This is a genomic window from Methyloparacoccus sp. NF-16, assembly GCF_056880625.1.
Map to the genome: position 1 here is coordinate 2,238,064 of NZ_CP174130.1, position 13,676 is coordinate 2,251,739.

15 protein-coding genes, 2 tRNA genes and 2 pseudogenes are annotated in these 13,676 nt (G+C 62.3%); 12 read left to right on the forward strand and 7 right to left on the reverse strand.

Annotation, left to right across the window (positions count from 1 at the left end; all coding sequences use genetic code 11):
* The first annotated feature begins 8 nt into the window (after nucleotides 1–8).
* Nucleotides 9–722: a class I SAM-dependent methyltransferase gene (locus tag ACH5N8_RS10635; protein WP_483281288.1), complete on the forward strand. Its 714-nt coding sequence runs from the start codon at nucleotides 9–11 to the stop codon at nucleotides 720–722.
* A gap of 42 nt (nucleotides 723–764) precedes the next feature.
* On the opposite strand, the gene ACH5N8_RS10640 is transcribed toward ACH5N8_RS10635, so the two are convergent.
* Nucleotides 765–1,523: a hypothetical protein gene (locus ACH5N8_RS10640; RefSeq protein WP_460028868.1), complete on the reverse strand. Its 759-nt coding sequence runs from the start codon at nucleotides 1,521–1,523 to the stop codon at nucleotides 765–767.
* 101 nt (nucleotides 1,524–1,624) lie between these two features.
* Here ACH5N8_RS10640 and ACH5N8_RS10645 point away from each other — a divergent pair.
* The 10 genes and pseudogenes from ACH5N8_RS10645 to ACH5N8_RS10690 form a co-directional block, all read left to right on the forward strand.
* Nucleotides 1,625–1,700, forward strand: a tRNA-Lys gene (locus tag ACH5N8_RS10645).
* A 331-nt stretch (nucleotides 1,701–2,031) separates the two neighbouring features.
* Entirely contained in the window at nucleotides 2,032–2,610 is a 579-nt protein-coding gene (locus ACH5N8_RS10650) for a LexA family protein (RefSeq protein ID WP_483281289.1), read from the forward strand.
* On the forward strand, nucleotides 2,591–3,775 hold the full coding sequence (locus ACH5N8_RS10655) for a Y-family DNA polymerase (protein ID WP_483281290.1): 1,185 nt from the start codon (nucleotides 2,591–2,593) through the stop codon (nucleotides 3,773–3,775). Before ACH5N8_RS10650 ends, ACH5N8_RS10655 begins: the two co-directional genes overlap by 20 nt.
* An 8-nt stretch (nucleotides 3,776–3,783) precedes the next feature.
* Entirely contained in the window at nucleotides 3,784–3,924 is a 141-nt protein-coding gene (locus ACH5N8_RS10660) for a DUF4113 domain-containing protein (RefSeq protein ID WP_483283182.1), read from the forward strand.
* A gap of 189 nt (nucleotides 3,925–4,113) precedes the next feature.
* Nucleotides 4,114–4,527 carry a Rap1a/Tai family immunity protein gene (locus tag ACH5N8_RS10665; protein ID WP_483281291.1) on the forward strand — a complete coding sequence of 138 codons (414 nt, stop codon included), beginning with the start codon at nucleotides 4,114–4,116 and terminating at the stop codon, nucleotides 4,525–4,527.
* 68 nt (nucleotides 4,528–4,595) lie between these two features.
* Nucleotides 4,596–4,889, forward strand: a complete 294-nt coding sequence (locus ACH5N8_RS10670; RefSeq protein WP_483281292.1) for a transposase — start codon at nucleotides 4,596–4,598, stop codon at nucleotides 4,887–4,889.
* A gap of 56 nt (nucleotides 4,890–4,945) precedes the next feature.
* Nucleotides 4,946–5,104: pseudogene (locus ACH5N8_RS10675) on the forward strand (IS3 family transposase); the annotation flags it as partial.
* Nucleotides 5,105–5,130: 26 nt separating this feature from the next.
* Nucleotides 5,131–5,502: a DDE-type integrase/transposase/recombinase gene (locus ACH5N8_RS10680; RefSeq protein WP_483281293.1), complete on the forward strand. Its 372-nt coding sequence runs from the start codon at nucleotides 5,131–5,133 to the stop codon at nucleotides 5,500–5,502.
* A 255-nt stretch (nucleotides 5,503–5,757) separates the two neighbouring features.
* Nucleotides 5,758–6,840, forward strand: a complete 1,083-nt coding sequence (locus tag ACH5N8_RS10685; protein ID WP_483281294.1) for an IS110 family RNA-guided transposase — start codon at nucleotides 5,758–5,760, stop codon at nucleotides 6,838–6,840.
* A gap of 16 nt (nucleotides 6,841–6,856) precedes the next feature.
* Nucleotides 6,857–7,138 (forward strand): annotated as a pseudogene (locus ACH5N8_RS10690) (IS3 family transposase); the annotation flags it as partial.
* A gap of 31 nt (nucleotides 7,139–7,169) precedes the next feature.
* On the opposite strand, the gene ACH5N8_RS10695 reads toward ACH5N8_RS10690, so the two are convergent.
* The 6 genes from ACH5N8_RS10695 to rpsU form a co-directional block, all read right to left on the reverse strand.
* On the reverse strand, nucleotides 7,170–7,301 hold the full coding sequence (locus ACH5N8_RS10695) for a hypothetical protein (protein ID WP_483281295.1): 132 nt from the start codon (nucleotides 7,299–7,301) through the stop codon (nucleotides 7,170–7,172).
* 658 nt (nucleotides 7,302–7,959) lie between these two features.
* Nucleotides 7,960–8,036: transfer RNA gene (locus ACH5N8_RS10700), tRNA-Ile, on the reverse strand.
* 16 nt (nucleotides 8,037–8,052) lie between these two features.
* The gene (rpoD, locus tag ACH5N8_RS10705) at nucleotides 8,053–9,861 is read right to left on the reverse strand and encodes an RNA polymerase sigma factor RpoD (RefSeq protein WP_483281296.1); all 1,809 of its coding nucleotides are present in this window, start codon (nucleotides 9,859–9,861) and stop codon (nucleotides 8,053–8,055) included.
* Between the two features lie 84 nt (nucleotides 9,862–9,945).
* Nucleotides 9,946–11,682, reverse strand: coding sequence for a DNA primase (dnaG, locus tag ACH5N8_RS10710; protein ID WP_483281297.1), 1,737 nt, complete (start codon nucleotides 11,680–11,682; stop codon nucleotides 9,946–9,948).
* A 154-nt stretch (nucleotides 11,683–11,836) separates the two neighbouring features.
* Nucleotides 11,837–12,286 (reverse strand): GatB/YqeY domain-containing protein, encoded by a 450-nt coding sequence (locus ACH5N8_RS10715; RefSeq protein ID WP_483281298.1) that lies wholly within the window; start codon nucleotides 12,284–12,286, stop codon nucleotides 11,837–11,839.
* 6 nt (nucleotides 12,287–12,292) lie between these two features.
* Entirely contained in the window at nucleotides 12,293–12,532 is a 240-nt protein-coding gene (gene rpsU, locus ACH5N8_RS10720; protein WP_483281299.1) for a 30S ribosomal protein S21, read from the reverse strand.
* Nucleotides 12,533–12,646: 114 nt separating this feature from the next.
* Here rpsU and tsaD point away from each other — a divergent pair, with 114 nt between their 5' ends.
* The gene (gene tsaD, locus ACH5N8_RS10725) at nucleotides 12,647–13,660 is read left to right on the forward strand and encodes a tRNA (adenosine(37)-N6)-threonylcarbamoyltransferase complex transferase subunit TsaD (RefSeq protein ID WP_483281300.1); all 1,014 of its coding nucleotides are present in this window, start codon (nucleotides 12,647–12,649) and stop codon (nucleotides 13,658–13,660) included.
* Nucleotides 13,661–13,676: the final 16 nt, after the last annotated feature.

Below are 13,676 nucleotides of genomic sequence, written 5' to 3' on the forward strand. Positions count from 1 at the left end.
CGCCGCGCATGCGCAATCCCGAGCCGTCCGCCCGCCAGGCACCGGTATTCTTCGTGGACAGCTGGCGGGTCTACCGCAAGCTGGTGGACCAGAACTACATGTTTCACCGGGAGATCTATGCCGAACTCGGCCGGCAGCTGCGTGCCGTCCCGGAACAGGCCTTCGATCTGCTCGACCTGGGCTGCGGGGATGCCGCCAACCTGGTTCCGCTGCTGCGGACACTGCCGCTGGCGAGCTACTGCGGCGTCGACCTGTCGGAGGTCGCCCTGGCGGCGGCGGCCGAGAACCTGGGCGGACTGGCCTGCCCCGTCAGCCTGCGGCAGGCTGACATGCTCGATTTCCTGAACCGGGAGGATGACGACCGCTATGCGGTGATCTTCTCCAGCTTTGCGCTGCATCACCTCGATACCGCCGCGAAAGGCGCGTTTCTGGCCGCCTGCCATCGACGGCTCCGACCCGGCGGCCGGCTGCTGCTGATCGATGTGCTGCGGGAAGAAGACCAGAGCCTGGCCGACTACCTGGACGCCTACTGCGGCACCATGGCCAGCGAATGGCGCGCGCTCTCCCCCGAGGAGCTGGATTTCGCCATCGCCCATGTACGGGACTGCGACCGGCCGGACTCGCTCGGCCAGCTGCGCGCCCTGGCGGCGCAGGCCGGTTTCGGGCGGCTGATCCCGCACGCCCGACATGCCTGGCACCACCTGGTAAGCCTGCACGGCTGACCGGGTGGTGAGACACACCTCGGTGCCGGTCCGGCGCCAGGCTCAGGGTGCCTGGCCAGTGAGCTTGCGGTAGTCGATCGACAGCTTCAGCCCGGCAAACTGGCCCTTGAGGCGGATCAGCTCATCCTTGCGGGCATCGAAGTACAGCTTGGCCTCGGCGACGCGCCGCGCCTCGTATTCCGGCTCGACCGGCTGCGACTCGGCCAGGAAGCGGTACACCAGCAACCGCAAGCCATCCTGGCGATGGTCCTCCAAGGGCGGTCCCATGACCGACAGGATATCGCCGGCCTTCGGCAGGCTCGCGGTCAGCCTGGGCAGGTCCTCCGGATCGACCTTCAGCTGTTTCCGGTCCTGATCCACCTTGCCCACGCCCAGCGAGCGTATCGATGCCTCCAGGAATGCCGCCGGCGCCATCTCCATGAACAGCGGCGAGAAATCGAAGGACGCCAGCCGGTTCCGGGGCGTCCAGGTCATGACGAAGGACACCCGCCTGGCTTTCTGCTCCGGGGTCCTGGCGGGATCGATGCGGAAATCCAGGTACCAACGGTATGCACCCCCCGGAAGCGGCTCGACCCGGCTGGGGTTGAGCTTGCTCAGATAGGTGAAGTCCTCGCTCAGGAGCACAGGCCTCAGCAGGTGGACGATGAAATGCCGATTCGCCACCTCGATGCGCACGTTATCGTCGAATTCGGCCAGCTGGTTCTTGATCTCCAGCAACCGCAACCACACGCAGCCCGACAGCAGCAGCGCCAGCAGGATGAACAGCAACCGGGCAAGGCTGGATAATGGCTTTGCGTTCATGGGCAGGTTCAGGGAAAGCGGAATGGGAGGGCCACGGCCAGGAGGACAGGCATGGCGCCTTGATCGCGTCAGGGCCTGCGATTATAATGCCCTGCTTGTGTGGGTCGTTAGCTCAGTCGGTAGAGCATTGCACTTTTAATGCAGTGGTCATTGGTTCGAATCCAATACGACCCACCATATTTTTCAAAGGGTTAGCCAATCTCGCAGAATTCGGAAAAATCCCGAAAGTGCGTGGTAAGTGCAAATCAACAAAAACGCCGCCCCTCGGGGCGGTTTTTTTGTGCCCTCTCCCTGCAGCCTTTGGCCAGGCTTCCGGCCGATGACATACCCGAGATTTTCCAGCCCGCCCCAGAGGCGTCGCGATCCATGGGACAGCCTCTGCCGGTGGCATTCATCGTGCGTCCGCATCAGCCCCAGATCACCCTCCTTGGCGCTATCCACGCGATGCTTTCTCCTCTCCCATGTTTTCCGTACACTATTCTGAAGCAGTCAACATCAGGAGCACCCGATGTCCCCACGCGGCGGTTATCGACCCGGCGCCGGGCGCAAGCCCGGCAGCAATGCCTATGGCGAATCGACTCGCGCCATCCGCGTGCCGGTCAGCCTCTATCCGGAGATTCAGGCGCTGCTGGACGATATTAAGGCCCGGCACCGCCATGGCGTGGCCCCCGAGGGTGCCTGGCTGCCCGATGGGTCGGCGCTGAAACAAGCCTTTCCGCTGTATGCCAGCCGGGTACCGGCCGGCTTTCCCTCCCCGGCGGATGATTATGTCGATCAGCGGCTGGATCTGAACGATCTCGTCGAGCACCCGGCGGCAACCTTCTTCGTCAAAGTCACTGGCGATTCGATAACCGGGGCCAGCATCCATGACGGGGACCTGTTGATCGTCGATCGCGCCCTGGCGGCCACCGACGGCAAGGTGGTGATCGCGGCGGTCAACGGGGAACTGACCGTGAAGCGGTTGACCTTGAAAGACGGTGCCGCCTGGCTGATGCCAGAGAATTCGGCCTATCCGCCGCTGCAACTCAAGGAAGGGCTTGATTGTGTGATCTGGGGGGTGGTGACCCGTGTCATCCACGCCGTCTGATTCCGTCTTTGCCCTGGTCGACGGCAACGCCTTCTATGTCAGCTGTGAGCGAGTCTTCAATCCGACGTTAAGCCAGCGTCCGGTGGTGGTGCTGTCGAATAATGACGGCTGTGTAGTGGCGCGATCGGATGAGGCCAAGGCCCTGGGTATCGCCATGGGTACGCCCTACTTCAAGATCAAGCGGGAGTATGAACGAGTGGGTGGCTTGGCGCTGTCCTCCAATTACACCCTCTATGCGGATCTCTCCAGCCGGATGATGTCGATCATTGGCGAATTCTCGGACCGGCAGGAGGTGTATTCCATCGATGAATCCTTTATCGAGTGGACCGGGTTCCGCCATTTTGATCTGGATCAGATGGCCTGCCAACTACGCCAGCAGGTTCACCGATGGATCGGGATTCCCGTTGGCGTCGGCATCGGCCAGACCAAGACCTTGGCCAAGGTGGCCAATCGGCTGGCGAAGAGGCATCCAGCCTTCAAGGCGCAAGGCCTCTGCAATCTGACGGCCCTGCCGTCCCCTGTGGCCGAGAGGCTGTTGAAGGAAACCTCGGTCGCGGATGTCTGGGGCATTGGTCGCCGCTGGTCAACCCAGCTGGAGGGGCTGGGCATTCGTTCTGCATGGGACTTGAGTCAGGTCGATCCGCCCTGGATTCGGAAACATTTCAATGTGATCCTGGAACGCACGGCACTGGAGTTACGGGGAGTGCCCTGCATCACCATGGAACAAGCACCGCCGCCCAAACAGCAGATCATCTCCTCCCGCAGCTTCGGGAAGCTGGTGACCGATCTGACGTCATTGCGGCAAGCCGTCAGTACCTATACCGCCCGAGCGGCGGAGAAACTGCGGAACCAAGGATCGCAGACCTCGGCGATCACGACATTTCTGAACACACCCCCCTTCAATCCGAGCGAACCGCAATACCACCCCAGCGTGACGATACGGCTGACGGAGCCGACCGACGATACCCTGATCCTGACCCAGGCGGCCAACCGAGGGCTGGCGCGCATCTATCAGCTATCAGCCGGGATTCCGTTACCAGAAAGCCGGGGTGATGCTGCTGAATCTGGCGCCGAAGGCGCCAGGGGCAGCTCTCGCTGTTTGATTCAACCGATCCCGAGGCGTCGATCAAGCGAGAGAAGCTGCTGGCGATCATGGATGGGTTGAACCGAGATATGGGCCGGGAAACGGTCTGGACCGCTGCTCAGGGGCTGACCCTGAAGGAAAAAGAGGACTCCTGGCGCATGAAGCGTGGGACTCTATCACCGGCGTATACGACCCGCTGGCGTGATCTGCCGAGGGTGATGGCGAAATGACTGCCGGTTGCTGACCAGCCTTTGACAGGGCTTCACCTGTTGGCTACGGTGAATATTTATAATAAGGTCGACGTGAACCGTTCGGTCGAGCAACAACGCGAGAGCCAACCTGGCAAGTAGTTCCTTCTCATTGACGAATCCTCAATCAACATGCTCTTAAGCTTGGCTGCCCGTTACCGATGCGTGCCGATGTCCGGTCTGCTGCTCCTGGCAGTACAGGCGGCACGGGCCGAGACGATACCCATGGAAACGGGCGAAAGTCTGAAATACCAATGCCAGGGCTTTCAGCGCATGCTGGCGCATAGCCCACAGGAGTTCGACGCATTCAATGGCCCGCGTTGTCACGGTTACATCCAAGGCATCACCGATGCGCTGAACGGTCAGGCTTTTTGTCTCCCATCGGTACCCTTGCCGGAGCGGGTACGGACGGTCCAGGCTTACCTGTTCGCGCACGGTGATCGACTCAAGGACAACGCGGGAAAACTGGTGGTGGAGGCCTTCACTGAAAGCTATCCGTGCCAGCCAGTGATGAAGGCTCATCCAGACAGTGCACAGACACCAGCTGCGGGAGGATCGTCTCGAGCCAAACCTTTGCGCCGTTGAGGCGTTGCCCTGATCCTGCCATCATTTAGTGGACACCTTGTTTGTGAGTAGCAATGACGAGGTGATTCATGACCGTGAGAGACAAAGCAATGCGCCGGAAATTTACTCCGGAGTTTCGGGAGCAAGCAGTGAAGCGGGTGCTGGCTGGGCATAAGGCGGCAGTGGTGGCCCGGGAGTTGGATATCGGTGAGAGTTTGCTGCACAACTGGCTCACGCGCTATCGCCTGCACCAGGGGGCGGAAGCCTTGCACGCTGAGCAAGCCGTCGAGGTTTCGCGACTCAAGCGCCTGTTAGCCCAGCGCGAGGAGGAGGTCGCGATCCTAAAAAAGGCGGCGGCGTACTTTGCCAGGGAGTCCCGGTAAAGTACGCCTTTATCCAGGCTCATGAAGAGGTGTTTGCGGTGGCGGCCTTGTGTCGGATGCTCGGGGTGAGTAGGAGCGGCTATTACGCCTGGAGGCAGGCGCCGGAGTCGCCACGAGCCGCCGAGAACCGGCGTCTAGACGCTGACATTCAGCGACTCTTTGATGAGCACCGGGGCCGTTACGGCGCGCCCCGCATCACGCTGGACTTGCAGGCCAGGGTTGGCGTGTCAGCCGACGGCGGGTGGCTAAACGGATGCGGGCCATGGGGCTGCGGGCGCGAGCGGCGCGGCGCTTCAAAGCGACCACGCAATCGACGCATCGCCTGCCGGTGGCGCCCAACCGGCTGCAGCAGGACTTCACCGCCGCGGGACCCAACCAGAAGTGGGTGGCTGACATCACCTACCGGTGGACGAACGAAGGCTGGCTGTATCTGGCGGTCGTGCTGGACCTCTATTCCCGGGCCGTGGTCGGCTGGTCCATGGCGGAACGGATCACCAAGGATCTGGTGATGGCGGCCCTGACCATGGCCCTGTTCCGGCGCCGTCCCCCACCCGGGCTGATCCTCCATTCCGATAGTAAGAATGTCTTCGCCCGTGGTTCCTGGGCGGCCTGATTCTCACAACGATCGACCAGCCAGGGATGATAGGGCACTGCGATGTGTTCCAGGCGGCTTGCCCCCCACTCCGATCGACTGAACTCCGTGTCTTTCCCCGGACCTGTCGGCCACCTGGAAACGCTTTGCGGTGAGGCAAGACCTCGCCGGTGCCTGTGACTCGAGAAGGGCCTGACGTCCTGTCGCTTTACTGTCTTGTCCAGACATTTGGTTCAGGTAACGCCATTCCCCAGGGTCCAGAACCGGAGAGTTCTCATGTCTGAGCATCAGCATCCCATCAATCGCCGCGTGGTTGGCGGCGTCGACACGCATAAAGACCTGCACATGGCCGCCGTGGTCGATGAGCACGATCACGTATTGGGCACCGAGTGCTTTGCCAGCACTCGCCAAGGTTACCGACAGATGCTCGCCTGGATGCGATCTTTTGGCGAGGTCATCCGCGTCGGCGTGGAGTGCACGGGGACCTATGGCGCCGGCTTGCTGCGGTTCCTGCAGACATCCGGCGTCACGGTGCTGGAGGTGACCACGCCTGACAAAACGGATCGTCGTAAACGAGGCAAGGATGATGTCATCGATGCGCAAAACGCCGCCCATGCTGCCTTCGCGGGCACGCGCACGGTGACGCCCAAGCGCCGGGACGGCATGATTGAGTCCCTACGGGTCCTGAAGGTGTGTCGTAAGACCGCAGTAGCCGCCCGCCGCGTCGCCCTCCAGATGATCCAGACCACCATCGTGGCAGCTCCCGATGAGTTGCGTGAGTCCCTCAGAACCCTGACCCGCATGCAACTCATCCGGACCTTGGCCGCCTGGCGTCCTGATCTGACCGATTATCGTCAGGTGGCCTCGGCTTACCGGATCACCCTGAAATCCTTGGCGCGGCGCTATCTGGAACTCCATGACGAAATTGCCGACCTGGATATCATGATTGCAGGCTTGGTCCAGGAATTGGCGCCCGACCTGATTGCGCGAAACTCCATCGGTTATGAATCGGCCGCACAGTTGCTACTGACGGCCGGCGATAACCCCGAGCGCTTGAAGTCGGAAGCCAGCTTCGCCGCGCTCTGCGGCGCCAGTCCCGTGCCGGCCTCCTCCGGTAAAGTTACCCGGCATCGCCTAAACCGCGGCGGTGATCGAGCAGCCAACAGCGCGCTGCACATCATCGCTATCGGCCGGTTGCGGACCGATCCGCGCACCCAGGCCTACGTGGCAAAGCGGATTGCCGAGGGACATTCTAAGCTCGAAGCCCTTCGTTGCCTGAAGCGGTACATCGCCCGCGAGGTCTTCGGCCTGATTCGGAAACGTAATCGCGACATCAACCAGGTTCAAATTACCCCTTGACACTTAGAAGGGCGTCCGCGGCAGCCAATACGCGGCCTTGGATTACCAGGCGCTGCTTGAGCACCATGGCCTGCTGTGCAGCATGAGCCGGAAGGGCGACTGTTACGACAATGCCGCCATGGAAAGCTTCTTCCATACGCTGAAGGTGGAACAGATACAGGGGGCGCGTTACCCGACCCGGACAGCGGCCAAAGCCGATGTCTTTGAGTACATCGAAACCTACTACAACCCAAAACGCCGCCATTCAACCCTCAACTACCAGTCACCCTGGGACTTTGAGAACCGTATGGCCGCTTAATGAAGTTGGTGTCCAAAAAAAGGTTGCAAGATCAGGTGGCCCATTTCTTGGCATCGGTCAGGCGTTTAAAGGTTGCCGATTGCGTGGGCTTGCCCTTCAGGCGAACCTTCACACGGTAGGAAACGGCCCCATCCTGGGTCGTGCGTTTTTCGATGCTTGCCATGATGGCCCCCTATGGTTGGCGTAGGGGCTTGGCAGCGGCGGCGGGTTAGAATAGCGGCGGCCCGAACCTAGCCCCCTGGGTTTGCGGTCACGGGTCGGGGCAGTCGCAATGCCCCGGCGCACCTTGCGCAAAAGCCTAGCGCAAACGGCAATAAGCCGCAACATCAGAGATGCTATCTGATGTCCCTATGCGCTATCTCACTGCTACAAAAGGGCTTCCCCACATCACCCTTGCCTCATGAGACACTCACGGGTACTCGCGCTCGATTTTTGTATTTTTGTATGCCGCCCGGCGGGTTCTATCACATCATGGCATGACACCATGGGGCGTGTAGCGCGAACCAAACGCCTTGGGTCCTTCCGCAAAGCGTGTGAGTAGGGTAGTGGGAACCACCTTCGTTCTCTAGTCGCGCACCGCCTATAGGTTCCTCCACTAATATTATTAATATCTAATATTGAGTGAAGCTGCCTGTAGCAGATTCAGGACTGATTCCACCGCCAGCGGGCAGGCCCAAACAGGAACGGCATGGGCGAACGTGCCGCTCCACCCGCCCACCGATTAGCGGCCATTTGTTGCCCCTTGTTTTCTGTGAGTGTCCCACCAGTGTCCCATGGGCAATAAAAAAGCCTTACGATTTCTCGTAAGGCTCTGATTTATATGGTGGGCCCCCTCGGACTCGAACCGAGGACCAAGGGATTATGAGTCCCCTGCTCTAACCGACTGAGCTAGAGGCCCGAAACGTTGCATTACATTATTCGATATCGAGGAAACTCTTCAGCTGTTCGGAACGGGAGGGATGGCGCAGCTTGCGCAGCGCCTTGGCCTCGATCTGGCGGATGCGCTCGCGCGTGACGTCGAACTGCTTGCCGACTTCTTCCAGCGTATGGTCGGTGTTCATGTCGATACCGAAACGCATGCGCAGAACCTTTGCCTCGCGCGCGGTAAGGCTGGCGAGAATCTGCTGGGTACTTTCCCGAAGACTGGCAACAGTGGCATGTTCGATTGGCGACATGACGCGGGAGTCCTCGATGAAGTCCCCGAGATGCGAATCCTCGTCGTCGCCGATCGGCGTCTCCATCGAAATCGGCTCCTTGGCGATCTTGAGGACCTTGCGCACCTTGTCCTCCGGCATTTCCATGCGCACGGCCAGTTCGTCGGGCGTCGGCTCGCGCCCCATCTCCTGCAGCATCTGACGGCTGATCCGGTTCAGCTTGTTGATGGTCTCGATCATGTGCACCGGGATGCGGATGGTGCGCGCCTGGTCGGCGATCGAGCGGGTGATGGCCTGACGGATCCACCAGGTCGCGTAGGTCGAGAACTTGTAGCCGCGGCGGTATTCGAACTTGTCCACCGCCTTCATCAGGCCGATGTTGCCTTCCTGGATCAGGTCGAGGAACTGTAGTCCGCGATTGGTGTACTTCTTGGCGATCGAGATGACGAGGCGCAGGTTGGCCTCGATCATTTCCTTCTTGGCGGCACGAGCCTGCGCCTCGCCGATCGAGACGCGCCGGTTGATGTCCTTGATGTCCTTGATGGAGATCAGGTTTTCCTTCTCGACCTGCGCCAGGCGCGCCTGCGCCGCCTTGATGTCTTCCGCGTGGGCTGCCAGTACCTTGCTGTACGGCTTGCCTGCCTCGCTCCAGGGCGTCAGCCAATCGGCATTGCTCTCGTTGCCGACGAAGGAGGCGATGAATTCGGCCCGGGGGACACGGGCTCGGCCGACGACGATGTCCTGAATCAGGCGCTCTTCCTCGCGGATGCGATCGACCGTACGCCGCAGAATTTCGGTCAGCTCCTTGAAAAACAGCGGCGTCTTCTTGAATTCCATGAAGGTTTCGGCAAGTGCGTCGAAAGCCTTCTGGGTTTTCTCGTGATGGGCACCGTATTTGTTGTGCGCGTTGGTGGCGGTCTTGAGACGCTTGCTGAAGATCGCCAGCTTCTCCTTGGCGACCTCGGGATCCGGGCCCGTCTCGGCTTCCTCGACGGCATCGTCGGCATCACCCTCGTCTGCCGCCTGGGCCTCAACCGGAGCAGCCTCGTCCGCATTGGGGTCGTAGAAGTCGGAAATCAGCTCGGACAGGCGAATCTCACCTTTCTCGACATTCTCGAAAGCCGACAGGAAATGGTGCATGGAGGCAGGGAAACGAACCAGCTCGTTGGCGGCGAGATTAAGGCCCTCCTCGATGCGCTTGGCGATCTTCAGCTCGCCCTCGCGGGTCAGCAGCTCGACCGTACCCATCTCGCGCATGTACATGCGTACCGGATCGGTGGTCCGCCCCAGCTCGGTGTCGACGGAGGAAACCAGCGCTGCCGCCACTTCGGCAGCTTCCTCCTCGTCATCCTCGGTGACCACCGCCGTTTCGGCGATCATGTCGGTATCGGGCCGGTCCTCGTGGACCTCGATACCCATATCGTTGATCATGCAGATGATTTCTTCCATCTGCTCGGGGTCGACCACATCGCCGGGAAGATGATCGTTAACCTCGGAGTAGGTGAGGTAACCCTGCATCTTGCCCTTGGCAATTAACTCTTTCAACGATTGCTGTTGCTCGAGATCCATCGGTCTACTCCCGTGTCTGCCCAAAAGTCGGGAACTGCGCAGTATAGCGCATTCGAGCCTTCATTAGAAGAATGGCAGGCGACGTCAGGGACCGGGAGAGGCGCTGGTCAGGGCGCGGAGTTCGGCACGTTCGGCGTCGCTAAGCGGTTCCCGGCGGGATTTCTGGATCAGCCATTCGAGACGGCTGGCGCGCGGCAATTCCACGGTGAGATGGCGCAGATGATCGAGGAAGGTAGGCTCGATGCCGTCGGCACCGACCTGGGTATCCCAGGCCATGAGCTTCGCCAGAACCCGGTGTTCGGGCATATCCCGGAACCCTTCCAGCAGGCCGGCCGGGCTGACGTCGGGATGCTCGGCGAGGTAGGCGATCAACCGGCTGAGCAAGGCGCCATGGCGGTCGAGTGCCGCCAGCCGGGCCGCGCTCGCGGTGTCGATATGCTCGACCAGCCGCGGATGCTGGACCAGCAGCGCCAGGAAGGTGCGGATGGCAGAGGGGTGCCCCGCGATTTGAGTGCGATCCCGGCGCAGACGGGGGTCGCGGGCGCCGGGCGGTGTCGCCGGGGCGGCTTGTGCCGGCGACTGGTGACTCAAAGCGGCCAGATGCTGCTCGACCATGTCCCGAAAGACGCCGCCCGGAAGCTTCTGTATATGGGGTTGGGCTCTGGCCACCAGCGCCGCCCGTCCCTCGATGGTGGCGATATCGAGCCCCGACAGCAGGCGATCGAAAAAATAATCGGAAAAGGTCTGTGCGGCCTCGATGCGGTGCCGGAAACCATCGACGCCCTCCTCCCGCACCAGGCTGTCCGGATCGCACCCCTCGGGCAGCAGGAGAAAACGCAGTTGCCGACCCTCGCGCAGATGCGCGAGGCTGGACTCCAGAGCCTTCCAGGCGGCCTTGCGGCCGGCTGCGTCGCCGTCGAAGCAGAAGACCAGCTTGGGGCTGTAGCGGAACAGCAGGCCGACCTGCTCCGCCGAGGTGGCGGTGCCCAGGGTGGCCACGGCTTCCTGCAGGCCGAATTGCGCCAGCGCGATGACATCCATGTAGCCCTCGACGACCAGAATGCCATCCGGCTTGCGGCGACTCTCCAGCAGTTCGTAGAGCCCGTAGACTTCGCGATGCTTGTGGAAAACGTCCGTTTCGGGCGAATTCAGGTACTTGGGTTGCCCCTCGTCGAGGATGCGCCCGCCGAAGCCCACGGTGCGGCCGCGGCGGTCGCGGATGGGAAACATCACGCGATCCCGGAACCAGTCGCCGCCCCGATCCCGGGTCAGGCCGGCGCGTTGCAGCAGCTCGGGGGGCCACTCCGGCGGCAAACCGCGCGGACCGGGTGGCGCGAAGCCAAGCCGATAGCGGCGCGCAATTTCGCCGCTGACTCCGCGGCGACGCAGATAGGCCACCGCCCTCGCCGCGTCGGGGTGGGTCTTCAGCTGCTGCTGATAGTGACGACTGGCCCGCTCCAGGATGTCATAGAGCGGCTCGATCGCCGCCGCGCCCGGCGGACGCGGTTCCCCGGCGCCCGATTCCCGGGGCACCGGCAGGCCGAGGTGGCCCGCCAGTTCCTCGATGGCCTCGGGAAAGGTCAGCCGGTCATAATCCATCAGGAAGCTGATGGCGGTGCCATGCGCGCCGCAACCGAAGCAGTAGTAGAACTGCTTCTGGCGATTGACGGAAAAGCTGGGGGTTTTCTCGTGATGAAACGGGCAGCAGGCCATGAAGTTGCTGCCCGATCGCTTCAGGGGAACCCGCGCGTCGATCAGGTCGACGATGTCCGTGCGGGCAAGAACATCCTGGATGAACTGTTCAGGGATTTTTCCGACCATGTTTCCCCAAACGATAGGCCCTGCGAAAGGTGCGCAATGGCCGGAGGCAACCGGCGCCTGCCCGATCGAGGATCACCCGGATGGATGCGCTGACGGGACGAGGCGGTGGACATCCGGGCGGGCCTGACGCCCGCCTGCCGCGTGGAGCGCGGCCCTAGACGCCGAGCAGGGCCTTGACGCGCACGCTGACCCTGGACATGTCGGCCCGACCCTGCATGGGCGCCTTGATGACCGCCATGACCTTGCCCATGCCGCCGATGCCCTCGGCGCCCGTTTCGGCGATCGCCGCCCGGATCAGGTCGTCGATCTCGGCTTCTGAGAGGGGTTGCGGCAGATATTGCTGGATGACCTCAATCTCGGCCTTCTCGACCGCGGCCAGGTCGTCGCGGCCGGCCGATTCGTACTGGGCGATGGATTCGCGGCGCTGCTTGGTCATGCGGTCGAGCACGGCGATGATCTCGGCATCGTCAAGTTCGATGCGTTCGTCGACCTCGCGCTGCTTGACCGCCGCCATGATCAGCCGGATGACACCGAGCCGGTCCTTCTCGCCGGCCTTCATGGCCGACTTCATGTCAGCCTGCAACCGCGCCTTGAGCTCGCTCATCGCGGCTCAGCGCTCGGTCTGCGGACGACCCTTGCGGAGGTTCTGCAGCGCGAAACGCTCGCGGGAAAGCTTCTTCAGATGCCGTTTGACTGCCGCGGCGGCCTTACGCTTGCGCTCTTCGGTGGGCTTTTCGTAGAACTCGCGGCGACGAACCTCGGACAGGACGCCCGCCTTCTCACAGGCGCGCTTGAAACGGCGGATTGCGATTTCAAAAGGTTCGTTTTCTCTGATTTTGATCGAAGGCATGTAAGCTTTCCAAGGATTCCTTAAGGAATTCAACAAGTTGTAGATCCGGTCAAACCGGGGCCAAATAAAAGCCGATAATTATACCCTCCCACGCTGAGATGGCAAAAAGCATTTGTGTTGACCCTGGGCATAGAAACCTCCTGTGACGAGACCGGCGTAGCGCTCTACAACCACGGCCAAGGCCTGCTGGCGCACCGGCTGTACAGCCAGGTCGAAACCCACGCCGAGTACGGTGGCGTGGTGCCGGAGCTGGCCTCCCGCGACCACATCCGTAAGCTGACGCCGCTGATCCGGCGGGTGCTGGGCGATGCCGGACGGACTTTGGCCGACCTCGACGGCATTGCCTACACCAGCGGTCCCGGCCTGATCGGCGCGCTGCTGGCGGGTGCGTCGGTAGCCCGCAGCCTGGCCTGGAGCCTCGCCATCCCCGCCATCGGGATTCACCACATGGAGGGGCACTTGCTGGCCCCCCTGCTGGAGGAGAACCCGCCGGCCTTCCCCTTTCTCGCCCTGCTGGTATCGGGTGGGCACACCCAGCTGGTGCAAGTCGAAGCCCTCGGGCGCTATGCCATTCTGGGCGAATCCATCGACGATGCGGCGGGCGAGGCGTTCGACAAGACCGCCAAGCTGCTGGGACTCGGCTACCCCGGCGGCCCCCGGGTCGCCCGGCTGGCGGAACAGGGCGATGCCGGCCGCTTCCGTTTCCCCCGTCCCATGACCGACCGGCCCGGCCTCGATTTCAGCTTCAGCGGTCTCAAGACGCACACACTGGTGACCCTGCAGGCCACCGGGGGATCGCCACAGGACCGTGCCGACGTCGCCGCCGGTTTCCAGGCCGCGGTGGTGGACACGCTTGTGATCAAGACGCGCCGGGCGCTGCGCCAGACCGGCCTGAAACGGCTGGTGGTGGCGGGCGGTGTCAGCGCCAATCGCCTGATGCGGCAGCGGCTGGAGACAATGGCGCGGGAAGAGAACGGCGTCGCCTATTTCCCGCGTCTGGACTTCTGCGGCGACAACGGCGCCATGATCGCCTACGCCGGCTGCCAGCGCCTCCTGGCCGGTCAGCGGGAGCCCGCCGAAATCATCGCGCGGCCGCGCTGGCCGATGACCGAACTCTGCCCGGCGTGACCGGGATGAGAGCACC